Origin of the sequence: Bradyrhizobium sp. 190 (genome assembly GCF_023073415.1) — a bacterium.
GTDB lineage: Bacteria > Pseudomonadota > Alphaproteobacteria > Rhizobiales > Xanthobacteraceae > Bradyrhizobium.
Genome location: NZ_JADPJL010000037.1, coordinates 201,501 through 224,215, shown reverse-complemented (window position 1 = coordinate 224,215; position 22,715 = coordinate 201,501). Strand labels below are relative to the sequence as shown.

The window sequence follows — 22,715 nt, the reverse complement described above, 5'->3', positions numbered from 1 at the left end:
TGCGTTGCGTCAGATCACGCATTATGAATAGGGCTCACTACATGTTCGCGAAGCTTGGCCCAATAGTACTTTCGGTGGGACTGGCAGTGTTTTCCCGCCGTTTTGTCGTTGTTTCGCCGTTTGTCGGGGCAGCTTCGGACTAAAGTCCAATGACCGAGAAGACGAGCGCAAGGCTCCACATCAGGATGGAAATCATTGCGGTCCAGCTCGCGAACAGCAGATAGGTCTCGCGCATGACCATCGAAACCGTCCGTTGCGCGGAGGCTTGGGGCGGACGGTTCTCCTTGGGAAGATAGAGCCACATCTCGGTGCGGCGGTGATCCTTGGTCCGGGCTTCCCAGGCTTTCAACACCAGAACCAGCGTCATCAGGATGCTGAGAAAACCTCCTGCCTGGAAGGCGGAGCGCGGCAGGAATGACAATCCGATCATGACGCAGAAGATGGCGAGCGAGGCGAAGCCGCAGGCGCGAAGCACGGTTTCGTATGCGATACGGCGCATCTCTTCCACGGTCGGCCACCCCGTCAATCAAGGAAACATGCCGGTTCAAAAGCCGGCCACAGGGTAGCGGCAGCGCGGCCCGTGCTCAACACCGCGAACCGGTCGTTACAGGCCGATCTTGAGAAAGTTACCGGCGGCTGGCAGCGCCAAAAGAGCGGTTCCAGCAAGCCATATCCAGAGCGACGCGTCGCTTGATTCCGATGCGCCCGTGGCCCGCTCGTAGAGCGCCGCCGGAATTCCACCAAGAATGACGGTGGCGGTCGAGACCATCAGCGATGCGAACATCAGTGTCAGGGACAGGCTGCCAAACAGCAGCGGGCCGGCGAGCAACTGGACGTACAGCAGTGTGAAAATCAGCGCGAGCTGATTGAAGATGCCATTGATCATCCCGAAGAATGCGATGCCGATGAAATAGAAATTGCGGTTCATGATGCCGCTCCGCCAAACCGGGGCGCCAGATTTAGCAGCAGCAATGTGTAGTGAAGCGCGACGCGCAGCCAGAACAGCCAGACGAAGCCGAACAGCCAAACCACAACCGGCGGGGTAACCTTGGGCGTCACGATCGCGACGGCGGCGACGACGGGGTCGGTGATCCGGCAGAAAAATCGCCAGATGTAGTTCGGCGAGTCCGCATCCACCATCAGGCCGAGCAGGACGCGGCCAAGCATTGTGTACATCAGTGCGGCCAAGACGAAATTCGGCAGATGGAAATACCAGTAGGTGGCCAGCGATGTTGAAATACCCAAAGTGGGACTCTCCCAGAGGCTCGATCAATCGACGGACTGGCACGCGAAACAGCGACAGGCACGACACAACAATGGCAAGCGGCGACCTTTCGGGCAAGCGAAGTCACTCACGCTTACGCCAAAACAGAACGGGGCCTTGTTAGGCCCCGTTTGCCGAAACGCTTTGCCGCGCTTCTAGGTGGTTCTCTCCTCGAGCACCGTCCTGCCTCGCGGCTTGCGGATGTCGTCGACATAGGCTTGCATTTCCGCCGACGGCTCCTTGCCGAGCTTGCTGACGATGTAGATGACGGCGAAGCCCAGCGGCGTTCCCAACAACCCGCAGGCGATGTTGTTGAGATCGAACCACCCGATCTTGTTGGCCATCGGGTGGGCGAGGGTCGGGAAGCTTTCCATGGCGTTTGGCAACGCCATGGCTTTCGCAATGTCGACCAGCGGCGCCCCCGTCAGCGGGTTGATCAGCGATGTCATGCCGAAGTACTTCACGCCCATGCCCGGGAAGTACCTGGTCGTCACGAGGTAGAACAGGCAGAGACCGAAGCCGGCAATGATGCCGCAGACAGCCCCCGTTGCCGTCGTGCGTTTCCACCAGACGCCCATCACGAGTGCGGGGAAGTTGCCGGCCATCGCCAGCGAGAACGCCCAGCCGACCATGGCTAGAATGTCCCCGGGTTTGGTTGCGGCCGTCGCGGCTGCGATCACGGCGACGATCACGAGGAGACCGCGCGCCACGGTAAGGCGACGCATGGTCGGCGCGTTGGGGTCGATCATCTTGTAGTAGACGTCGTGCGACAGCGCGTTGGCGATGGCGAGCAGCAGCCCGTCAGCGGTGGACAGCGCGGCGGCGAGACCGCCGGCGGCGACCAGACCCGAGATCACATAGGGAAGTCCCGCGATCTCTGGCGTGGAGAGCACGATCACGTCGGTGTTGATCACGAAGTCCTGCAGCCTGACGACGCCGGGATGCCCGGCAATCGCTTTGCACGCCGCAACGATGGCGTCGATACTGGCCGCGTTCTTGCCGCAGATCTGGATCAGCCCGAGTTCGCCCCAGTTGAACAACCAAGGACGAATCGCCGTCAGATCCCGCCCGATGATGTTGGTGTAGACTTCCAGCTTGGAGAACGCCGCGTAGGCCGGCGCGGAGAAGTACAGCAGGAAGATGAACAGCAACGACCACGCCACGGACTGGCGCGCTTCACGTACCGACGGCGTGGTGAAGTAACGCATCAGGATGTGCGGCAACGAAGCCGTACCGACCATCATGCACATGATGATGGCGAAGAAGTTGAGCGGGCTATAGTTGATGAAAGGCTGGATGTGCGGCTTCAGCGCTGCGGCCGTCGCCAGACCTGCGGTCAACATTTGTTGCTCTCGCGCCGTGATGTCCGCGATCGCCTGTCCGTAAGTGAGTTGCGGAAGCGGAATTCCGTACTTCGCGGTGGACAGGATAATGATGGGGGTCAGGTAGGCGATGATCAGCACGATGTACTGTGCAATCTGCGTCCAGGTCACCGCCCGCATTCCGCCCAGCATCGCGCAGAGCAGGATGCCGACAAGCCCGGCGAAAACCGCAAGCTCGAACTGCATTCCGAGGAATCGCGAGGCAATCAGGCCGGTGCCGTAGATTTGCGCCGTCACATAGGTAAAGGAGCAGGCGACCAGCACGACCACGCCGAGCGCGCGGGCGAAATTGCCGCCGTACCGGAACGACAGGAAGTCGGGCACGGTATAGGCGCCGAACTTGCGCAGGTATGGCCCGATCAGGATCGACACCAGCACAAATCCGCCGGTCCATCCGAGCACCCATGCGAGGCCGTCGTAGCCAAGCAGGAACAACGTTCCGGCCATGCCGACGAAGGAAGCCGCCGACATCCAGTCGGCGCCTGTCGCCATGCCGTTGTAGAAGGCGGGCACACGCCGTCCGGCGACGTAGTACTCGGAGACTTCCGCGGTTCGCGTCATCACCCCGATGATGGCGTAAACCGCGAGCGTGAAGAACACGAACAGGTAGCCGAGGATCTTGTTTGGTACGCCAACCTGTTCGAGAACCGCGAGCAGAATGATGAACGCCAGGAACCCGCCGGTATAGGTCCCGTACATCTTGCCCAGATTCTTGATGAAATCTGAGGTGCCGGCAGAAGTTTGTGTGGCCATGATCTCTTCCCCCTCAATCTTCCTCGGCAAAGCCGAATTCGCGATCAATCTTGTCCTGCTGTTTCGCGAACACGAACAGCATGACCACGAACGCAATGAGCGATCCCTGCGCGGCCATGTAGAAGCCGAGCGGGAAACCGAGGATCGGAATGACGATATTGTTGAGAGGCTTCACGAACATGTGGATGACGAAGCCGAAGAAGAACCAGATGCCGAGATGCGTGAACATCAGACGCGAGGTCTTTGCCCAGTGAGCTTCTTCTCTTTGTTTCATGCTTGTAGAGTCAGCCATGGAATGCATTCCTTCTTCAAAGCACCGGTCAGCAAAGTGCGCCGGGATGAAACGATCGAGGGGAATGCAAATCCCTTCAGTGCGGCGCCCCCCTTGCCGCGGCTCTATCGGTCTGGTGCCGATTTTGGAGACAACGCAGGGTAACACCACGAATCGTCACGCCTTCATTAGACTTTCGGGGGTATTATTTGTTGCGTTTGCGAACGGGAGTAAAGCGTTGAGCAGTGGAAATTGCCGCAGCTGCTAACGGCGCGGCGTAGAGAACATTGAACTTGCCGGGACCAGATACGGTAAGTTGTAGAAGTCACACGGGTCGTCTGGCAGGATGAGGCCGCGATGAAGCTGTTCGAAAAACTGTTTCGACCCCGTCCGCCGATTCGAGACCGAGAGGCCCTCGCGGACTTCATTGATGCGCAATCCGCGTTCATCGTGCAAAAGGGCATCTACGAATATTCCCGAGCTCGGGCAGGCCACTACGCCAAGGTGCTGTTTGCCGAGGAGGGCTTTGCCAGGTCGGTTGAACACGCGCGCTGGCAGGCATTTCCGCTCGGCCTTTCAATGGTCGGCGAGATGGTAGACGTGGTCCTGCGTCCGCATGCCGGCGCCGATCGCCGGGCGGTTCTCGACCAGATCATCGCGGTCGTCCTTTCGGTCTTCGACCGTTATCCAATCCCGCCGTCGATCGGCGAGGCCGCCTGGCAAGAGGCGCGGCGGGAGTTGGCGCATCGGCTCGACCTGGTGGGGGGCCATGCGCCCAAGCGGGTGATGGACATTCCCGAACCGCTGGCGGAAAGCTATTTTGCCATGATGCCGATCCACGAAAAGCTGCGCGGGCGGGATTTCCAGACCACCCGCAATTACCTTCGCGTCAGCCTGTGCAACATCCATGATGAACTGGTCGATCGCATCGATGCGGCCGCGCTGGCCGGCGCGCTGCTGAAATAGGACCGGCCGGACTTTGCCAATGCCCGGCTAACGGCCGACATCCTCGGGACGACGGCGAAGGGAGGGGCAATGGACAGGACGGCTGGCGGTGCCTCGCTCTTGTCGCTCGACGCCGTTGTCATCGATACTGAAACCACCGGGCTTGATCCACGCAAGGCACGGGTGATCGAGCTTGCGGGCGTGCGGCTCCTGGCCGGAAAGCTGATTGCCGAGGATCGGTTTCGTCAATTGCTCCGACCGGCGAATGAGACGATCCCCGCCGAGACGACGCGCATCCACGGCATTGCCGACGCGGCGGTCGCCGGCGCGCCCTTGTTCGCCGAGGTCTGGCCGGGTTTCGAGACGTTCCTCGATGGCTTCCTCGTAATCGGTCACACCGTCGGCTTCGATCTCGCAATGCTCAAGCGCGAATGCGATCTGGCGGGGTTGCCGTGGTCGCGGCCGAGGACACTCGACACCAGGCTGCTGGCGCAGATCGCCGCCCCCGAACTGGCCGGCTACACGCTGGAGAAGCTCGCGGACTGGTTGGGCATCGACGCCGCCGATCGACACTCTGCGCTCGGCGACGCGGTCACGACCGCGCGGATATTCGTTGCGCTGGTGCCGAAGTTGCGCGAGCACGGCATCCGCACCGTCGCGGAAGCCGAACGCGCCTGCCGCGCGCTCACCGCCGTGCTCGACGATCAGGTGCGCAGCGGTTGGATCGAGGCGGTCGACGCCACGGCCCGCGTCGACGCCGAACAAACGCTGAAGCGCTTCGACAGCTATGCGTTCCGCCATCGCATCCGCGACATCATGCGGACGCCGGCGATCTTCGTGCCGCCGGACGCCATGGTTGGCGAAGCGCTGGCGCGAATGACGGACGAGAGGATATCGGCGGTCTATGTCGGCCGGCCGGAGCCGGGCCAGGAAATGAGAGCGGTCGAGGCGGGGATCGCCACGGAGCGCGACGTGCTGCGCGCCATCGCCCGGCTCGGCGCCGCGGCGCTGCAGCGGAGCGTCGCCGAGATCATGAACAAGCCGCTGGCGTCGGTTCCGGCGGATGCGTTCGTCTATCGTGCGATCGGCCGGATGAACCGTCTCAAGACCCGCCATCTCGGCGTCGTCGACGAGGCCGGCTACGTGGTCGGTGCATTGTCGGCGCGCGACCTGCTGCGCCTGCGCGCTGGCGACGCCGTATCGCTCGGCGACGAGATCGATTGTGCTGATGATGCGCATGCGCTGGCTGCGGCCTGGGCGAAGTTGCCGCGGGTAGCGGAAATGCTGCTGACGGAAGGCCTGTCCGGCCGTGACATCGCCGAAATCATCTCACGCGAACTGGGAGCTCTCTCCCGCCAGGCCGCCGTGATTGCGGAGCGGCGCATGCGGGAAAACGGCCGCGGCGAGCCGCCTTGTCGCTACGCCCTGCTGGTTCTTGGATCGGCCGGACGCGGCGAAAGCCTGTTGGCGATGGATCAGGACAACGCCTTGATCTTCGCGCAAGGCGAACCTGACGGCGAGGGGGATCGCTGGTTCGCGGCGTTCGGGACGCACATCGCCGATATCCTGCACGAAGTCGGGGTGCCCTATTGCAAGGGCGGCGTCATGGCGAAGAATGCGCCCTGGCGCGGCTCGGTGGCAACCTGGCAAGAGCGGATCGACAAATGGATCATGCGGTCGCGTCCGGCGGATCTGTTGTCCGTCGACATCTTCTTCGACCTGCGCGCCGTTCATGGCGATGGCACCCTCGCCGCCTCGGTGCGGCAGGCGGCCTTCGCGGCGGCCGAGGGCCAGGTGGCGTTCGCCAAGCTTCTGGTCGAGGACATCAGCATTCCGGCGAGCCTGAAGTTGCTTGGCGGCTTCCGCACGGTCGCCGGCCGTATCGATCTCAAGGCGGCCGGACTGTTCGGCCTAGTCGCCGCGGCGCGCGCGCTTGCGATCCGCTACCACGTGATAGAACGATCGACGCCGGCGCGACTGGCTGCGGTGAAGGCGCAAATCAAGCTCAGCGCAGGCGATCTCGACGCGCTCGCCGAGGCCCAGGGCGTCTTTTTCGATCTGATCGTTTCGCAGCAGATCGAGGATATCGCCCTCGGCATCCCTCCTTCGAACGCGGTTTCGGTGAAGCGATTGTCGGCCCGTGACCGCGACCGGCTGCGCGGGGCATTGCAGGCGGTCACGATTATCGATGATCTGACCCGCGATCTCCTGTTCAAGGGTTGAAGCGGCGGGAAGGGCGGCCATATCGCTTGCAGCTCGCGCTCCGCGTCGCGGCCGCCGTGCTTATTTTTGCACTGCACCATCGATCCGCAGGAACCCACGAATTAACTGCTTTTGCGCAACGCGGGAAAGGTTGCCTTGCAAGACGCTCCCTGACAGTGGACAATCAAATTGCTGTCAATCAGCAATGAGTTGCATGCTTTTCCGACTTGGCGTCGGTGCTCCGGATCAGATGACTGCTGTTGCAAACACCCACCTCGTCATCGCCGATGACCATCCGTTGTTCCGCGACGCCCTGCGGCAGGCGGTTGGCAGCGTCGTGGCGTCGGCCGTCATCAGCGAGGCGGGGTCGTTCGACGATCTCACCGCGCTGCTGGAGCGGGATTCCGACGTTGATTTGATCCTGCTCGATCTCACCATGCCGGGGATCTCGGGCTTCTCCGGCCTGATCTACCTGCGCGCGCAGTATCCGGCTATCCCAGTGGTGATCGTGTCCGCCAGCGACGATGCCGGCACGATCCGAAGGTCGCTGGATTTCGGCGCCTCCGGCTTTATCCCCAAGCGCTTCGGCGTCGAAACGCTGCGCGACGCCGTCATGAAGGTGATGGAGGGCGACGTCTGGGTTCCGCCGGACACCGATCTTTCGTCGGCCGACGATCCCGACATGGCACGGCTGCGCGATCGCCTGGTCACGCTGACCCCGCAGCAGGTGCGCGTGCTGATGATGCTGTCGGAGGGCCTGCTCAACAAGCAGATCGCCTATGAGCTCGGCGTGTCGGAAGCGACCATCAAGGCGCATGTCTCGGCGATCCTGCAGAAGCTCGGCGTCGAGAGCCGGACTCAGGCCGTGATCGCCGCCGCGAAAATCTCCGGCGGCCAGTGGCGCCAGGGCACGCCGACGGGGTAGTGACCGTAGGATGGGTGGAGCGCAGCGATACCCATCTCTCCACACGAGCATGCTTGCATGACCGGCTACCGCCGCAATTTCGTTGCCGGAGGCAGTTTCTTTTTCACCGTCAATCTGGCGGATCGTCGGCTCCAATTATTGACCGAAAGTATCGAAGCATTGCGAACAGCCTTCCGCGAGACGCAAAGGCATCATCCATTCGCGATCGATGCAATCGTCGTGTTGCCTGACCACCTCCACTCGGTTTGGACGCTACCGGAAGGCGATGCGGATTTCTCCACGCGCTGGCGGCTTATCAAAACGTCGTTCTCCCGCAAGCTCGCCGCCGGCGAGCCGATCTCAAGCAGTCGTATCGGCAAAGGCGAACGCGGTATCTGGCAGCGCCGCTATTGGGAGCGCACGATTCGCGACGAGATCGATTTTTCGCGCCACATCGATTACGTTCACATCAACCCTGTCAAACATGGGCTTGTGAAACGCGTCAGCGATTGGCCATATTCGTCGTTTCATCGCATGGTGAGAAACGGTGTCTATCCAGAGGACTGGGCAGGCGATGTTTCCGGCCTCGATGGGGAGTTTGGCGAGAGGCATTGAACACGTCGTGGCGAGGTGATGGGTATCGCTGCGCTCCACCCATCCTACGGTCTGCCTGGTGACGTCCGCGAGCCAGCGTCGGCTTCTATTCCGCCGCCACTAACTGCTGCGCCCGCCACTGGCCGAGCAGGGCGCGGAGCGAGGCCGGCTTCACCGGCTTGTTGAGGATCGCGATGTTTTCCTCGCGCGCGGCCGCCCGGACATTCGGGCTGCGATCCGCCGTGATCAGGATGGCCGGAATGTTTTCGCCGAAGCGGCGGCGGATTTCGCGGATCGCGGCAACGCCGTTGCCGCGATCGAGATGGTAGTCGACCAGAAGGCCCGTCACGCTGCTGCCGGAGGATTCGATCGCCGCGATCGCGGCGTCGGGGTCGGCCACCGCGATCACCTCGGCGTCCCACGCCGTCAGCAGCGTCTTCATGCCGTCGAGGATCGCCGGATCGTTCTCGATGCAAACGATCAGGGCGCCGCTCATCGGCGTCCTGGAAAGCGGCGTCGCGCTGGTGACCGCGGCGGTATGGTTGATCGCTGTCGCAACCGGCACCGTCACCGAAAACACCGAGCCGCCGCTGGCCGTGGCGTCGATCGTGATGCCATGGTTGAGCACGCGCGCCAGCCGTTCCACGATCGACAGGCCGAGACCGAGGCCGCGGGCGATCCGCGCGCCCTGTTCCAGGCGATGAAACTCCTTGAAGATCTCGCCGCGCTTCGCAACGGGAATACCGACGCCGGTGTCGTAGACTCCGATCTGCAGCGATTGTCCGTGGCGGCGGCAACCGACCAGCACGCGCCCCCGCGGGGTATATTTGATGGCGTTCGAGATGAAATTCTGCAGCAGCCGGCGCAGCAGCGAGCGGTCGGATTGCACCGGCAGCGAGCAGGGCACGAAGGTAAGCTCCAGCCCCTTGGCGCGGGCGATCGGCGCAAACTCGATCTCGAGCGAACGCATCAGGTCGGCCATCTTGAAGCTGGAGATCGAAGTCGCCATCGCTCCCGCATCGAGCCGCGAAATGTCCAGCAGCGCGCCGAGGATCTCCTCGATCGCCTCCAGCGAGTCATCGATGTTTTCGACGAGGCGCGAATCCTCGCCGCCACTCTGCCGCTCGACGAGGCTCGTCACATAGAGTCGTGCCGCGTTGAGCGGCTGCAGGATGTCGTGGCTGGCGGCCGCAAGGAATCGGGTCTTCGAGATGTTGGCGTCCTCGGCGGTGCTCTTGGCCTGCGCCAGCTCGGAATTCAGGCGGGTCAGTTCCTCGGTGCGGTCGCGGACGCGCTTTTCCAGCGTCGCATTGGCGCGTTCCAGCGCTTCGGCGGCCTCGAAGCTCGGCGTGACGTCTGAGAAGGTGACGACGAAACCGCCACCCGGCATCCGGTTGGAGCGGACTTCGATCACCATGTGGCGGTCCGGCAGGCGCTCCAGATAGGGCTCGCCCTCGGTGGTGTAGGCATCCAGCCGCCGCTGCAGCAAGCCATCGGGGGCGCCGAAGTCGGCCGGGCTGACGGCGCCCATGAATTCAAGTATTTCCTGCAGGGGGATGCCGAGCTGCACGAGATGCGGCGGCAGCGCGAGAATTTCGCCGAACTGGGCGTTCGAGCAGATCAACTGCAAATCCGCATCGAACACCGCGATGCCCTGGCGCACATGGTTCAGCGCGGTTTGCAAGATCTCGCGATTGAAATGCAGCGCGGCGTGGGAATCGTCGAGCAGCTTCAGCGCGGCCTTGGCGGAAACGGTTCGCTTGCGCAGCAACAGCGACATCACGAGGCGCGAGGAGGCGGCCCCGATCGAGGAGGCGATCAGGCGTTCGGCGTGTTGCAGCAGTTCGAAATCGGCGGGCGCGGCCGGATCGAGATTGCCGCGATGTCCGCCGGCAAAGGTCTCGAAAGCTTGGGCAGCGCGCTCGGGGCCGAGATATTGCGCCACCGTGCTCTGGATGTCCTGCACGGTAACGGTCGTCCGCCAGCGCCGGAACGTCGGTGCAATCGGCGCCAGCGTGTTGGGCACGAACAGATCCGCCTGCAGCCGTTCGATCGACGAAGGCCGTTGTGCGATCGACATCACGATGTAGGTCAGGATGTTGAGCGAGAGCGACCAGAGCACGCCATGCATCAGCGGCGGCAGGTCGGCGCCGAACAATGCCCGCGGACGCAGCGCCTCGATGCCGAACGGTCCGTGTTGCAGCAGCAGCAGGCCGGTGGGATTACCCTCCAGGAAGCTCGGCAGGAACAGCGTATAGGCCCACACCGCAAAGCCGACCAGCATGCCGGTCATGGCGCCGCGGGCGGTTCCCTCGCGCCAGAACAGGCCGCCGAAGAAGGCCGGCGCCAGCTGGGCAAGCGCTGCGAACGACAGCAGGCCGATCGCCGCCAGCTGTGCATTGCCGAGCGCGCGATAGTAGAAATACGCCATCACCATGATGGCGAAGATCGCAAAGCGCCGGATGCTGAGCAGGAAGTCGCCGAAATCCTTCCTTCCGTCGCGCGTCGCGCGGCTGCGCTGCAGCACCAGCGGCAAGACGATGTCGTTGGAGACCATGATGGAGAGCGCGACGCATTCCACGATCACCATCGCGGTCGCGGCCGACAGGCCGCCCACGAAGACGGCAATGCTGAGCAGCGGGGAATCCGCCTCGATCGGCAGCGCCAATACGTACATGTCGCTGTCCACGGCGCCGAACGGAAAGGTGACGAGGCCGGCGAGCGCGATCGGAATCACGAACAGGTTGATGGCGACCAGATAGAGCGGAAACAGCCAGCGGGCTCGGCTGACCTCCTCGGGGCTGGAGTTCTCGACCACGCTGACGTGAAACTGCCGCGGCAGCAGCATGATCGCGCAGAACGACAGCAGCGTCATGGTGAGGAAATTGCCGATCGACGGCGAATAATTGATCGCGCGCACCGCCTCCGGGGTCTTCATCGCGCGTTCGATCAGCTCGACGGGCGTGAACATCCAGAAGGTGACGAAGGCGCCGGCGGCGAGAAAGGCCACCAGCTTGACGATGGATTCGGTGGCGACCGCCAGCATGAGGCCGTGCTGGTGTTCGGTGGCGTCGGTCTGGCGGGTGCCGAACAACACCGCGAAGGCCGCCATCGCCAGTGTCACGACCAGCGCGATGTCGCCGATGATCGGGATCGAGGAGAACAGCTTGTCCTCGCTCAGGATCGTCTCCAGCGAGGACGCCACCGCCTTGAGCTGCAGCGCGATGTAAGGCACCGAACCTACGATCGCGATGACAGCCACCGTGCCGGCGACCGCCTGGCTCTTGCCGTAGCGCGCCGCGATGAAGTCGGCGATCGAGGTGATGTTCTGCGACTTGGCGAGCTGGATCACGCGCCGGAGCAGCGGCGTGCATAGCCCGATCATCAGGATCGGGCCGACATAGATCGCGAGGAAGTCGGTGCTGGTGCGGGTGGCGAAACCGACCGAGCCGAAGAAGGTCCATGAGGTGCAGTAGATCGCCAGCGACAGCGGATAGATCAGCATGCCGGCGCGGCCGCGCTGGCTCGGCGACAGCCGGTCGCCGTAGCTGGCGACGACGAACAGCAGGCCGATATAGGCGAACGCGGCGGCGATCACGCCCCAGTCGTGCAGCATCGCTGCGGGTCTCCCTCTCCCGGCACTTGATGCGGACGTGCTTTCTTCACGCCGATCGGACGCGCGCAAGCGCCAAAGCCCGAACTCATGGCCCGAAGAGGTGAGTATAAACGCTTTGGGCCGGCAGCGCACCGCGCTACCGGCCCAATTCGAAGGGATTAGGAGGGGTAGGGTTACTCGGCCGCCAGCGATTTCTGCTGTAGCGGCAGGCCGAGACGGTCCCAGACCTGCAGCAGCGCTTCCGCGAGCCGATCGATCAGGCCGTCGTCGTGGTAGGGCGAGGGCGTGATCCTTAAGCGCTCGGTGCCCTTGGCCACCGTCGGATAGTTGATCGGCTGGATGTAGATGCCGTGCTCCTCCAGCAGCATGTCGGAGGCCTGCTTGCACTTCTCGGGGTCGCCGACGAACAGCGGCACGATATGGGTTTCGCTCGACATCACGGGGAGGCCTGCGGCGTTGAGGATCGCCTTGACCCGGGCGGCGCGGTCCTGGTGACGCTCGCGCTCCCAGTTCGAGGTCTTGAGGTGGCGGATCGCGGCGGTCGCGGCCGAGCAGATCGCCGGCGGCAGCGCGGTGGTGAAGATGAAGCCCGGCGCGTAGGAACGGACGGCGTCGATGATCTCGGCCTTGCCCGCGATGTAGCCGCCGAGACAGCCAAAGGCCTTGGCGAGCGTGCCTTCGAGCACGTCGATGCGGTGCATGACTCCGTCGCGCTCGGCGATGCCGCCGCCGCGCGGGCCGTACATGCCGACCGCATGGACCTCATCGACATAGGTCATAGCGCCGTATTTCTCGGCGAGATCGCAGATCCTGGCCAGCGGGGCGACGTCGCCGTCCATCGAATAGAGGCTCTCGCAGGCGATCAGCTTGGGCCGGTCGGGGCCTGCCGCGATCAGCAGCTGTTCCAGATGCGCCATATCGTTGTGGCGGAAAATCTGCCGCTCGCAGCCGGCCTGACGCACGCCTTCGATCATCGAATTGTGGTTCAGCGCGTCAGAGAGAATGAGGCAGTTCGGGATCAGCTTGGCGATCGTCGAGATGCCGGTCTGGTTCGAGACGTAGCCCGAGGTGAACAGCAGCGAGGCTTCCTTGCCGTGCAGGTCGGCCAGTTCCTGTTCGAGTTGGACCAGCGGATGATGGGTGCCCGCGATGTTGCGGGTGCCGCCGGCGCCGGTGCCAACCCTTGTGGCGGTCTCGACCATGGCGCCGACCACTTTCGGGTGCTGGCCCATGCCGAGATAGTCGTTGGAGCACCAGATCACGACATTGCGCTGGCCCTTCGGCGAGTGCCAGACCGCGTGCGGGAAGCGGCCCGCGATTCGTTCGAGGTCGGCGAAAACGCGGTAGCGCCGCTCGTCATGCAGGCGGTTGAGAGCGGTACTGAAAAATTTGCTGTAATCCATCACAAAACCTGGAACCGGAACCGGGGATTGGCTTCGCGCCTTTTTAGAGCCTTTCCAGCTTGGGTGTCTATGCGAATTCCCACATTTCGGCGCGCCTCCGGGATGCTACCTAGGCGGAGCAAATGTTGATCGGGATCAAGGTGCTAGGCGAGATTTACGGTCCCGGTATTTCCATTCCGGAAACGCAATCGGCCTCTGCGGCGTCAGTTGGTCCGGAAACGCAGCACGCCGTCGTTGACTTCGCAGGTCAGGCGTCCCTCGACCAGCATGTAGTTGACATGCGCGACCAGTTCGCCGGCGGCAAAGCCCATCTGGTGCTCGTCCAGCACGTGCTTGTGGAACACGACCGGCACCAGCTCCTTCGAGGTCTGCGGCACTTCCCGGCAGGCTTCCGCGATCAGGCGGCAGCGGTCCTCGTGATGGTCGGCGAGCTGCTTGATCCGGGTCTTCAGTCCATAGAACGGCACGCCGTGGCCGGGCAGCACCATGACGTCGTAGGGCAGCGTGGTGGTGAGGCTCGCGAGTGAGGCCAGATATTCCCCGAGCGAGTTCTGGTCGGGCTCGACCGCCCAGACGCTGACATTGGGCGAAATCTTGCTCAGCACCTGGTCGGCGGACAGGAACAGCTTGTCGGCCGCGCAATACAGCATCACCTGGTCGAGCGCATGGCCGCCGCCGGTAATCACCTTGAAACGCCGCGTGCCGATCACGACCTCGTCGCCATGCGAGATGCGGCGATAGGACGGTGGCAGCACCGAAACCCGCTTCAAATAGTCCTGGCCGCGGCCGAGCAATCGGTCGGTCAGGCTCTCGTCCATGCCGTGACGGCGGAAGAACAGCCGCTGCGCATTGCGCCGCTCCTCGGTGCCGCGGTTCTGGTGATAGACCGATTGCAGGTATTCGACCTGCGACATCTGCAGCGGGCAGTCGAAACGCTCCGTGATCCAGCCGGCAAGGCCGACGTGATCGGGATGCGAATGGGTGACGATCAGCCGCGTGATCTTCACATGCCGCAGCGGCCCCTCGAACAGCGCAGTCCAGGCCGCAATGGATTCCTCATTGCCGAAGCCGGAATCGACCATCGCCCAGCCGTCGCCGTCGGCCAGCAGATAGATGTTCACGTGATTGAGCCGGAACGGCAGCTTGAGGCGGACCCAAAGCACGCCGGGCACCACCTCGACGACCTGATCGTGGCCGGGGTGATTTTCGAAGGGGTATCGCAGTGCCTCGGCCGAGGACTGCACCATGTCGGCTTTCGAATGCATACTACCGGCTTAGCGGTAGAGGCGGCGCCGCGCTAGCCGAAAAAAGCGGGTAGGGGATCGGCTCACGGCATGGGTTGCCGGTCCGTGCGGTATTGGGTAGCCCGGATGGAGCGCAGCGCAATCCGGGAAAACTCCATCAACCGGCGGGACGTTCCCGGATTGCGCTGCGCTCCATCCGGGCTACGGAATTCTACGACTACGCCGCTCGGATGTTCGACAGGAACGCGTCGATCTCTTCGCGCAGCACGTCGGCCTCGCGGCGCAGCGCGCCGGAGGCGGTCAGCACCTGGCCGGCGGCGGTTCCGGCCTGTGCCGAGGCGCTGGAGACGCCGACGATGTTGGTCGAAACCTCGCTGGTGCCGCCGGCGGCGTGCTGGATGTTGCGCGCGATCTCGCGCGTCGCCGCACCCTGTTCCTCGACCGCGGCCGCGATCGCGGTGGTCACCTCGTTGATCTCGCTGATCGTGTTGCTGATGTCCCTGATCGCGGAGACCGCCGTCGTCGTCACCGTCTGCATGCTGACGATCTGCTGGCGGATCTCGTCGGTGGCCTTTGCGGTCTGGTTGGCGAGGCTCTTCACCTCGGAGGCGACTACGGCGAAGCCGCGGCCGGCGTCGCCGGCGCGTGCCGCCTCGATGGTGGCGTTCAGCGCCAGCAGGTTGGTCTGCGAGGCGATGGTCTGGATCAGGTCGACCACCACGCTGATCCGCGCGGCGTTATCCGCAAGCCCCTGCATGGTGGCATCGGTCTCACCGGCGTCGTCGACCGCCTTGCGGGCGATCTCCGCCGAGGTGATGACCTGACGGCCGATTTCCTCGATCGAGGAGGACAATTCCTCGGTACCCGACGACACCGTCTGCACGTTGGCCGAAGTCTGCTCGGCGGCCGTCGCCACCGCGGTCACCAGCGCGCTCGATTGATCGGCGGTCGCCGACATGCTTTGCGCGGTCGATTGCATCGAGCCCGCCGCGGACTGCAGGCTGTCGAGCGCGGTGCGAACCGTGCTTTCGAACTCGACGATGCGCGCTTCCATGCGGCTGGCGCGTTCGCTCTTGGCGATGCGGTCCTTGTCCTGCTCGGCGGAGAGCGCGCGGCTCTGGATCATGCTCTCGCGGAACACCTGCAGCGAATCCGCCATGGCGCCGATCTCGTCCTGCGCGTGGCTTTGATAGACCTCCGCTTCGAGGTCGCCGCTGGACAGCACTTGCATCGAGTGCTGCAGATTGCTGATCCGCCGCAGGATGTTGCGGCCGACATAGAGCCAGACGAACAGGATCGAACCGACCAGCGTCGATACGCCGAGGGCGAGCATGACCATGGTCCCGAACGAAATCTCCTGACGCGCCTGCCAGGCCGCGGCGTCGGTTTCCTTCTGCACGGCGTCGACCAGTTGCTGCACGCTGATGCCGAGGCCGACATTGAGCTTGCGGGTTTCCTCCAGGATGGTCTGGCCGTAATCGTCCGCATCCAGTTCCTGCTGGCGGACCTTGAAGACGCCGGTCTTGCCGTCGGCAAGCGCCAGCAGGCTCAAGGTTGTGTTTTGAACGGACCGCATCGCCGTGGTCTTGGGCAACGCTTCGAGATTCGCCTTCACACGCGCCTGCGCGGTGCGGAAGTCCCTGCCGGTCGCCTCGAGTACATCGCCGTTGTTGGTCGACAGCGCGGCGATCATGTCGAACGCCATCAGATTGCCGCTGGCGGCGATGTCGGCGAGCTGGTCGGCCGTCTTGTGTGCCCGGATGGCCTCGGCTTGCGAGAAGTTGGGGGCAGCGTAGATGCTGTAGAGCTCGGTCTGCGCGTCGATTGCCGCAGGGCCGGCAGCGGCCACGAAGCGCCGCTGCGCCTTGCGCACCGCGTCGTAGAGCTTTTCGTGCTGGGCGCCCAGTTCGAGCCGCTCGCGCGCAGCCGAGCCGATGCTCTTGATCACCTCATCGATGTTCTTCATGTTCTCGGTGAGGGCCGCGACGACCGCCTTGTCGGCACCGAGTTCGACGATCTCGCCGAGCTTCTGCAGCGCGACCGCCTGGGTTTCCTTCATCTTTTTGGTTCGATCGTTGAGCGCCTCTTCGCTGCGCGCAGCCAGCAGCGCCGGCCCCTGGCTGGCGAGGCTCGCGCTCTGCGCAGATAGCTGCAGGCTGGCGGCGAGACGGGGGATGTCCCGTCCGCTCAGATCGACCATGGTCCCTCCGAGCCGCCCGAGCATCAGGCCGGCGCCGGCGGAGATGATGATCGCCATGCCGGCGATGACGGCGAAGGCGGCAAACAGACTGCCCCTGACGCCGAAGCGAAAACCCTTGAGCCGTGAATTGGATCGTGCCGCCATTTGCCCGCTGCCCCGTACGCTACCTTGAGATGTTTCCTCGCGCGGCAGTATCCCTGTACCCGGTTAACAAGTTTGGAAACCGGGAGGCTTTTCGCCGCATTTTTGACAGCGGATTGCTTGCATTTGACGGATTTTTTCCGCGAACCGGAAAACGGAGCCAAAAAACAAAAGGCCGGCATGAAAGCCGGCCTTCCGCAATTCGCAGTTGAAAGCGCTCAGTAGCGTGCCACCACCGGGCTCGCGAAGTTGAAGCGATAATTGATGCCGGCCTTCAGCGTGTGGTCGTCAGTGTGGAAGCTTCCGAACGGCGCCAGTGCGGCAGGGCTCACGAAGCGGGTGCTGCCGAAGTCATAATACATGTACTCGCCTTTGACCGACCAGTTCGGGGCGACCATGTATTCGACGCCGGCGCCGACGGTGTAGCCGTTGCTGTGGTTGCCATCGAGCAGGAAGGCGATCGGCGCGCCGCCCAGGGTCACTCTCTCGTTGTTGTCGGAATAGGCGTAGCCGCCTTTGACATAGACCAGGCCCAGACCCCAAGTGTAACCGATGCGGGCCGTGATCGAGCCGAGGCCGCGCTGATCGTTGGTGTAGACGTAGCCGCCGGGGAAGGTGGCGGTGAGGTTGTTCTTGCCGAGCCAGGAATACTGGCCCTCGGTGCCGAGCACCCAGTTCTGCGCGAACTGCCAATCCAGGCCGGCCTGAATGCCGCCGAGCAGGCGGGCGCTGGAATCGCTCAGAACGGCGCCGTTGAAGTCGTTGCTGCCGCTGAAGGCGCCGCCGAGATGGCCGCCGATATAGAAGCCGTTCCAGCGAGCGATCTGCTGCTCATAGACGGGCGGCTGTTTGTAGTAGGGGCGCGCGCCGAGATCGGCGCCAGTGGCGGGCGCGGCGGCGGTGAGGGCTGCGAAGGCCACGAGGGCTGCGAGGATCTTCTTCATTGTGTTGGTCTCCGAAAACCGTTCGGCGACACCCTCGTGCGGGGCGCCTTCCATGCCCACGCAATTAGACTGCATTTATCTAAAATGCTGTCACCTGGAGGTGACAGCGGGTGCTAACCCAACCCATTGGCAGACAAACGTTTTTTGTACTTAATGAAGGCCTAATCAAAGGTTAGGAAAGGCTTAATTTTCAGGCCCGCCCAAGGCCTCCAGGGCAAGCTTTGCTTAACCAATGCGGCGCCGGACGTCGCTGCGCATCTGTTCGCGGAAGGCCTGCCGGCGGGCGGGGCGGTCCTTCACCGGGACGTCGTGGCGGTCGAACACGTTGAACATTTCGAGGATCGGATAGTGATCGCTGGCCATCGCCAGGATGCGCAGCAGCTCCGCCACAGGCCCGGTCGGGCCGGTGACCTCCCATCGGCGGATGGTATCGGCGCCGTCGGAGGCCGGCAGCCCGCAGAGTTTGGCCATGTCGGCCACCGACAGCGGCTGGCCGATGGCCTCACCGAGATGCTCGCGAAGTTTCTTCAGTTCAGCTCCGGTCACGGGTTCTCCGTTCAAATCGACATCTGTGAAGTGCGTCACACACGGCTTCTGGCTTGGGGGCTATACGCAACGCATAAGGTTTCCTGATGAGGAGGCAACCATGCGCCGATTACTCGAAAGCCTGACCCCCGACGCCCGCCGGATCTACTGGCAATGGGTCGGCGGCATGTTCGCACTTTATGTCGTGCTGTTGCTCACCGCGGCAGGCGTATTCGTCGGTCACGAATCATCGCGCAAGCTGGCGCAGGAACCGGTCACGACTGTGGCAGTCGACGGCAAGCAGCGCTCCATCTCCGAGGTCTCGGCGCCGCTGCGGCAGGCCGCACGGTATTAATGGCGTTCAGACGCCGATCGCATTCCGCGCCACCACGTCGCGATAGAAGGCTGCGCTGAGTTTCGGCGTCCGGCGCTGCGTCGCGAAGTCGACATGGTAGATCCCGAAGCGCTTTTCGAAGCCGTAGATCCATTCGAAATTGTCCATCAGGCTCCAGAGGAAATAGCCACGGACCGGCACCCCCTCTGACGTCGCGCGCTGCAATTGCCTGAGATAGTTGCGCAGGTACATGATGCGATCGAGGTCGTAGACCTGGCCATCGTCACGGAGTTTGTCTTCCGACGAGGTGCCGTTCTCGCTGATATAGATCGTCTCGATGTTCCAGACCTTTGCCGCCAGACGCGGCGCCCAGTAGATCGTCTCGGGGCCGACCCTCAGCCAATCGGAATTCATGTGCGGGAATGAGGCCGGAAAAGGCAACACGCGCCAGCCCGGCGCCTTGTCGGACGCGGCGATGTAGAATTGCGGCGCGTAGAGGTTGAGACCGACGAAATCATTGGGCGAGGAAATGATCTTCAGCTCCTGATCTGTGAATTTCGGCGCGGCCTCGCCGGCGAACTGCAGAAATCCGTCAGTGTATTTGCCTTCCAGGATGACGCCGAGGAAGCCGGAGTTGAGTTCGCGCGTCGCTATCTCGGCCGCGCGCACATTGTCAGGCGTGTCGAATGCCGGCACGCAGGCCGCGATGTTTTCGGCCGGACCCACCCTGGTGCCCGCGCGTCCATGCGCGCGGATCGCCTGCACGGCGAGGCCGTGCGCCAGCGCCACATGGTGGCGGACCTGGTTGACGTCGGCGTCCGGCAGTTTGAGGCCGGGGGCATCGATGCCCCAGCCATAGCCGAAATTCACGAACCTTCCGGCTTCATTGATCGTGAAGATCGACCTGACGCGATCAGTGATACGCGCCGCCACGTGGCCGGCATAATCCCCGAATGCTTTGGACGTTTCGCTGGATCGCCAGCCGCCAACTTTATCCTCGAGCGCCTGCGGCAGATCCCAGTGATAGAGAGTCGCATATGGCTCGATGCCGTGCCTGAGCAGTTCGTCGATGAGGCGGTCGTAGAAGTCGAGGCCCTTGGGGTTCGGCTTACCCGTTCCTTCCGGAAACACCCGCGGCCACGCGATCGAAAACCGGTAGGCTTTTGCGCCGAGCTCGCGGATCAGTCCGATGTCTTCCTTGTAGCGGTGGTAGTGATCGTTGGCGAAATCGCCGGTGGTCTTGTCCTCGATCTTGCCGGGCGTGTGCGCAAAAGTGTCCCAGATCGAGCGGCCGCGGCCGTCTTCGTTCACCGCGCCCTCTATCTGGTAGGCCGAGGTGGCGGTGCCCCACACGAAATCTTTCGGAAAACTCGCAGGCGCGGGCCGCTCGGCTGCCGCTTGCGCGGCGGCGTCGGCCGGCGCAGCCGCGATGCCGAACGCGGACAAGCCCGCAAGCTTTGCAAAATTCCGGCGCGAGAATTTTCCGAACATCGTCATCTCCGGTCAGCGTTCGTCGATCTGGTAGGCGGATATCCTGTCGATCTCGAATGCGACAATATTGGGAGATTGACCATCGACGAATCCCACGCCCTCGAAAGTCTTCGAGCCCATGGCGAGGTTGACGATCATATACATGGGCACGCCGAAGCCGACGGGGACCTTTATCTCGGAGACCGGCTGGCGGTCGATGAAATAGGTGATGCGATCCGGCTGCCACAGCACGCCGTAGTCGTGGAAGGCGGTCGGGGCGTCCGGCACCCGGAAGTCGAACCCGCAGCGTTCCACGCGCTGCGTCTCCGGTATCCGCCAATGCGTCGTCATCACGATGTCGCCCGGCTGTTGCCCGCGGCCCTCCATGATGTCGACTTCCGGCGGCCAGCCGCCGTCATCGGCGAGCATCCAGAACGCCGGCCACACGCCGACGCCGACTGGTATCTTGGCGCGCATTTCGAAGTAGCCGTATTTCTGGGCAAATCGGCTCTGCGTCGTCAGGATGCCCGAGATATATTCATTGTCGAACAGCACGGTCCTTAGCGACGGCGGGGTGCGGCTGGCGACGATCGAGAGAATGCCGTCTTTGACCTTGAACGGATCGAGGCCGAGCGGCGTTGTTTCCCGCCCGCCATAGCGCGGGTCGACATAAATCTGCTGTTCGCCGTTATAACTGGTCTTGCGCCTGAAGTCGGAACCGTCGCCGCCCCAATAGCGCGCTTCCGGCCAGGAGGCGCCGCCGGCGTAATGCGGTGCCCATCTTTCGTTCAACAGGGGATGGGCATCGAAATCATCGTGGAAGGTCCGGTGTAGTGATACCGAAGCGAATGATGCGGGGTTCGGCGCCTCGACGCGGCGGCATTTTTCGCCGAGGATGGCGGTCGCGACCTGCAGCGTGAGTTTGGTTGTTGCGCCGGCGAGATCGGCCTGCGCGAACGCCGGGACGGAGAACATGCAGCCGATCGAGATCAAGGCGCACAGCGCCAATCTCTCGGTCCCCGGTTCGCTTCGGGGCGACAGGAGATCATTCACTGACGTTGCCCTCGATCTGACGATCCTTTGGAACCCGACCGACGTGCTCACCTGTTTGAGGTACGTAGTTATACGAGGTGGATGCTTAACGGCAAGGTAGCCAAGTCTAATGTTGATTAAAATGCTTGAGATGCTGATGGCGCCGAGTGTGGGGCGCCGGCGTCGGAATTATCGGCAAGACAGTTCATTTTCTTTTCATTTTCTTTTCAGTGCTTCAATTTTAAAGGGCAGCTACTTCACTATTACGGCGCACGGAAGTTCCTTGAATGCTCGTCTATTTTGTCACGGACGAACCGACGAAGTTACCGGCGATTCGTGCCATGCTCGAACCGCAACATGCCGTGGTCCCCTGGGTGCTGGGCGGCGACGGCACCGGGATACGGTCGCATGGCGTGCTGATGGTCGACATCGACCTGCGGCAGATGACTCGCGTCGATCAGCTCAGGTTCATTTTGCAACAGCTTGAGAGCATTCCCGAAAAGCTGTTCGTCGTTCACAATCTCTCCCGTTCGATGGTTGCGCAGGCCCATGCGCTCGGCGCGACCGGGGTCATTTCACGCCCCAAGGAAGCAATTCTCAAGGTCGCGCAGATCGAAGAGGCGGAAGCGGCTGAGGAGAATAACGCTGCAGATCCGGCAGTGGAGATGGACGAAGGTGTGGCCGCCTTCGCTTCGATGTTTTCGAATGTGCGCCGTGGCAAGCCACTGAACCTTGTCGATGCGAAGCGTGCGACGTCGAAGATCATCACCCGCGTCGGGCAGGACGGGCTTTCGTCGTGGCTCGACGAGGTGCGTCGCTATCACGAGGGCACGTTTCAGCACTGTCTGCTGGTGACCGGTGTTGCGGTCGCCTTTGGCCTGGATGTCGGATTCTCCGGCGGGGACGTCTCGCGGCTCGGAATGGCGGCGACCCTCCACGACATCGGGAAAGCGCGCATTCCGCTATCGATCCTGGACAAGCCGGGACGCCTCGACCCCGAGGAGGAGGAGATCATCCGGCGTCATCCCGTGATCGGATATGATCTGTTGAAGGGCGTATCGGGCATCAGTCCGGAAATTCTGGATGGCGTGAGGCATCATCACGAATATCTGGATGGCTCCGGCTATCCGGATGGACTGGCGGCCTCGCAGATTTCCGATCTGGTCAGATTGCTGACGATCTCGGATATCTTTGCAGCCTTGGTCGAGTCCAGGCCATACAGACCGCCAATGGCCCGGCAGGACGCCTACCAGATTCTCTGCGGCATGGAGGGCAAGCTGGAGGGGGCGTTGGTCAAGGCGTTCCGGAAAGTGGCACTGGCGGGGTGAACGAACGCCTGCCGGCACGCCACGCGATCCCGGGCTGGTTTCCCCAACCGAGGCAGGCCATTTCATTGGAAGGGGATGGTGCTGCCAGACAGGATTGAACTGTCGACCTCTCCATTACCAATGGAGTGCTCTACCACTGAGCTACGGCAGCATGCCCGGTATT

The 22,715-nt window shown here is 63.0% G+C and carries 19 protein-coding genes and 1 tRNA gene; 6 read left to right on the top strand and 14 right to left on the bottom strand.

Annotated elements, in window-relative coordinates:
- Nucleotides 1-139: 139 nt before the first annotated feature.
- The 5 genes from IVB22_RS23200 to IVB22_RS23180 all read right to left on the bottom strand — a co-directional run bounded on the left by IVB22_RS23200 (nucleotide 140) and on the right by IVB22_RS23180 (nucleotide 3,691).
- Nucleotides 140-499, bottom strand: coding sequence for a hypothetical protein (locus IVB22_RS23200; protein WP_247519563.1), 360 nt, complete (start codon nucleotides 497-499; stop codon nucleotides 140-142).
- A gap of 105 nt (nucleotides 500-604) precedes the next feature.
- Nucleotides 605-928 carry a hypothetical protein gene (locus IVB22_RS23195; RefSeq protein WP_247519562.1) on the bottom strand — a complete coding sequence of 108 codons (324 nt, stop codon included), beginning with the start codon at nucleotides 926-928 and terminating at the stop codon, nucleotides 605-607.
- Nucleotides 925-1,245 (bottom strand): hypothetical protein, encoded by a 321-nt coding sequence (locus IVB22_RS23190; protein ID WP_247519561.1) that lies wholly within the window; start codon nucleotides 1,243-1,245, stop codon nucleotides 925-927. The genes IVB22_RS23195 and IVB22_RS23190 overlap by 4 nt, the downstream gene beginning before the upstream one ends.
- A 174-nt stretch (nucleotides 1,246-1,419) precedes the next feature.
- Nucleotides 1,420-3,399: a sodium:solute symporter family protein gene (locus IVB22_RS23185; protein WP_247519560.1), complete on the bottom strand. Its 1,980-nt coding sequence runs from the start codon at nucleotides 3,397-3,399 to the stop codon at nucleotides 1,420-1,422.
- Nucleotides 3,400-3,412: 13 nt separating this feature from the next.
- Complete coding sequence (locus tag IVB22_RS23180) at nucleotides 3,413-3,691, bottom strand: DUF4212 domain-containing protein (RefSeq protein WP_247519559.1); 279 nt, start codon at nucleotides 3,689-3,691, stop codon at nucleotides 3,413-3,415.
- Between the two features lie 336 nt (nucleotides 3,692-4,027).
- On the opposite strand from IVB22_RS23180, the gene IVB22_RS23175 reads away from it, so the two are divergent.
- The 4 genes from IVB22_RS23175 (at nucleotide 4,028) to IVB22_RS23160 (ending at nucleotide 8,336) form a co-directional block, all read left to right on the top strand.
- The gene (locus IVB22_RS23175; protein WP_247519558.1) at nucleotides 4,028-4,636 is read left to right on the top strand and encodes a hypothetical protein; all 609 of its coding nucleotides are present in this window, start codon (nucleotides 4,028-4,030) and stop codon (nucleotides 4,634-4,636) included.
- 69 nt (nucleotides 4,637-4,705) lie between these two features.
- A complete protein-coding gene (locus IVB22_RS23170) occupies nucleotides 4,706-6,838 on the top strand; it encodes a DUF294 nucleotidyltransferase-like domain-containing protein (RefSeq protein WP_247519557.1) in 2,133 nt (710 codons plus the stop codon).
- Nucleotides 6,839-7,067: 229 nt separating this feature from the next.
- Nucleotides 7,068-7,742 (top strand): response regulator transcription factor, encoded by a 675-nt coding sequence (locus IVB22_RS23165; protein WP_247519556.1) that lies wholly within the window; start codon nucleotides 7,068-7,070, stop codon nucleotides 7,740-7,742.
- Nucleotides 7,743-7,799: 57 nt separating this feature from the next.
- On the top strand, nucleotides 7,800-8,336 hold the full coding sequence (locus IVB22_RS23160; protein WP_247519555.1) for a transposase: 537 nt from the start codon (nucleotides 7,800-7,802) through the stop codon (nucleotides 8,334-8,336).
- An 85-nt stretch (nucleotides 8,337-8,421) separates the two neighbouring features.
- Here IVB22_RS23160 and IVB22_RS23155 read toward each other — a convergent pair whose 3' ends face one another.
- The 6 genes from IVB22_RS23155 to IVB22_RS23130 all read right to left on the bottom strand — a co-directional run bounded on the left by IVB22_RS23155 (nucleotide 8,422) and on the right by IVB22_RS23130 (nucleotide 18,409).
- Entirely contained in the window at nucleotides 8,422-11,931 is a 3,510-nt protein-coding gene (locus IVB22_RS23155) for a hybrid sensor histidine kinase/response regulator (protein ID WP_247519554.1), read from the bottom strand.
- A gap of 173 nt (nucleotides 11,932-12,104) precedes the next feature.
- Nucleotides 12,105-13,334 (bottom strand): 5-aminolevulinate synthase, encoded by a 1,230-nt coding sequence (gene hemA / locus IVB22_RS23150; RefSeq protein WP_247519553.1) that lies wholly within the window; start codon nucleotides 13,332-13,334, stop codon nucleotides 12,105-12,107.
- A gap of 203 nt (nucleotides 13,335-13,537) precedes the next feature.
- The gene (locus IVB22_RS23145; RefSeq protein ID WP_247519552.1) at nucleotides 13,538-14,599 is read right to left on the bottom strand and encodes an MBL fold metallo-hydrolase; all 1,062 of its coding nucleotides are present in this window, start codon (nucleotides 14,597-14,599) and stop codon (nucleotides 13,538-13,540) included.
- 196 nt (nucleotides 14,600-14,795) lie between these two features.
- Nucleotides 14,796-16,922 (bottom strand): methyl-accepting chemotaxis protein, encoded by a 2,127-nt coding sequence (locus IVB22_RS23140; RefSeq protein ID WP_247519551.1) that lies wholly within the window; start codon nucleotides 16,920-16,922, stop codon nucleotides 14,796-14,798.
- A gap of 215 nt (nucleotides 16,923-17,137) precedes the next feature.
- Nucleotides 17,138-17,863, bottom strand: a complete 726-nt coding sequence (locus tag IVB22_RS23135) for an outer membrane protein (RefSeq protein WP_247519550.1) — start codon at nucleotides 17,861-17,863, stop codon at nucleotides 17,138-17,140.
- 225 nt (nucleotides 17,864-18,088) lie between these two features.
- Nucleotides 18,089-18,409, bottom strand: coding sequence for a DNA-binding transcriptional regulator (locus IVB22_RS23130; RefSeq protein WP_247519549.1), 321 nt, complete (start codon nucleotides 18,407-18,409; stop codon nucleotides 18,089-18,091).
- Nucleotides 18,410-18,509: 100 nt separating this feature from the next.
- Here IVB22_RS23130 and IVB22_RS23125 point away from each other — a divergent pair, with 100 nt between their 5' ends.
- Complete coding sequence (locus tag IVB22_RS23125; RefSeq protein ID WP_247519548.1) at nucleotides 18,510-18,743, top strand: hypothetical protein; 234 nt, start codon at nucleotides 18,510-18,512, stop codon at nucleotides 18,741-18,743.
- A 6-nt stretch (nucleotides 18,744-18,749) separates the two neighbouring features.
- Here IVB22_RS23125 and IVB22_RS23120 read toward each other — a convergent pair whose 3' ends face one another.
- Together IVB22_RS23120 and IVB22_RS23115 are read right to left on the bottom strand one after the other, a co-directional pair.
- On the bottom strand, nucleotides 18,750-20,213 hold the full coding sequence (locus tag IVB22_RS23120) for a GH1 family beta-glucosidase (RefSeq protein WP_247519547.1): 1,464 nt from the start codon (nucleotides 20,211-20,213) through the stop codon (nucleotides 18,750-18,752).
- 12 nt (nucleotides 20,214-20,225) lie between these two features.
- The gene (locus IVB22_RS23115; RefSeq protein WP_247519636.1) at nucleotides 20,226-21,167 is read right to left on the bottom strand and encodes a family 16 glycosylhydrolase; all 942 of its coding nucleotides are present in this window, start codon (nucleotides 21,165-21,167) and stop codon (nucleotides 20,226-20,228) included.
- Between the two features lie 344 nt (nucleotides 21,168-21,511).
- Here IVB22_RS23115 and IVB22_RS23110 point away from each other — a divergent pair, with 344 nt between their 5' ends.
- On the top strand, nucleotides 21,512-22,552 hold the full coding sequence (locus IVB22_RS23110) for an HD-GYP domain-containing protein (RefSeq protein ID WP_247519546.1): 1,041 nt from the start codon (nucleotides 21,512-21,514) through the stop codon (nucleotides 22,550-22,552).
- 76 nt (nucleotides 22,553-22,628) lie between these two features.
- Here IVB22_RS23110 and IVB22_RS23105 read toward each other — a convergent pair.
- Nucleotides 22,629-22,703, bottom strand: a tRNA-Thr gene (locus IVB22_RS23105).
- Between the last annotated feature and the right edge of the window lie 12 nt (nucleotides 22,704-22,715).